The organism is Winogradskyella vincentii (assembly GCF_020166345.1).
GTDB lineage: Bacteria > Bacteroidota > Bacteroidia > Flavobacteriales > Flavobacteriaceae > Winogradskyella > Winogradskyella vincentii.
The window spans coordinates 1-955 of sequence record NZ_JAIUJS010000032.1; the positions used below are offsets into that span (position 1 = coordinate 1).

General features: G+C 31.0%; 1 protein-coding gene. It reads left to right on the forward strand.

Translation table 11 applies throughout. The features are described 5' to 3' along the window. The first annotated feature begins 186 nt into the window (after positions 1–186). Positions 187–669 carry a hypothetical protein gene (locus LBV24_RS15025; RefSeq protein WP_224479480.1) on the forward strand — a complete coding sequence of 161 codons (483 nt, stop codon included), beginning with the start codon at positions 187–189 and terminating at the stop codon, positions 667–669. Positions 670–955 lie beyond the last annotated feature (286 nt).

Below are 955 nucleotides of genomic sequence, written 5' to 3' on the forward strand. Positions count from 1 at the left end.
CAACGACCCTCGGCTATTATTCGTTGCGGTGGACGAGGCACGTTAAAAGTTTACTTTTAAAAGTGTTAGTAGTCCAAAGAGCAACGGACAAAAGGAAAACTAACAGCGGTAGCAATGATTTATAGCCAATGTTGTCCGCAGTAATTACAAAGTAATTTTTTAAACAACTTAAAAATATTAAATTAGATGGAAACAAATTTAGAAATGAAGAAAAAAGATAGTTATAGGTATAATAAATGGATAAGTCATTTAAACAATACTAAAGACCGCACAAACTATTCGGTACGTAGAATGGATTTATTAATATTAGCTATAAGTGGATCTGGTATATATATAATATTTGAAACTTTAAGAGAATTTAAAACAGGTCAAATAAACATTGAAAATTCAAGTTTATTGATATGGTCTGGCGTAATATTTCTACTATGTATAATATCTAATTTCATTTCACAAATTACTGGTTATCAAGCAAACACTAATGAAGAAAAGTATATACAAGAAGAACTTTGTAAAATGGAAGGTGAAAATTATGACGAATGCGCCCAGAAAGATTTTGACTCTAAGGTTATTAACTTTAATAAATGGACAAATGTTTTAAACACAATATCCATAACTTTAATGTTAATAGGTTTATTATTATTAGCAATATTTAACTATCTATTGATTTAATTATTGTCTATTCTTAGGTCGTCCACCAGATCCAGTTCCTTTTTTATTAGATTGTTTTTTGGTTTGCTCTCTAAGTGTAACTTTTTTAGTAGTGCCTTTTTTCTTTTTAGCCATATTAATATTATTAAGTCAAGGCGTAGCCTTGCAAGTTTTCCTTTTGGTAGCCGAGGGTCGTTGTCCGCAATTAGTGTTACAGGTCAAACGGAATGTAATGAGTTTGGTAACACGTATTCGAAACAAGCACCGAAACTTGTTGAGGTGCTATGTTGAGGTTATTGCGGACAAC

What these genes read in the sequence shown, in the direction of transcription:
- LBV24_RS15025 (WP_224479480.1), top strand. Translation starts at nt 187, where the DNA reads ATGGAAACAAATTTAGAAATGAAGAAAAAAGATAGTTATAGGTATAAT.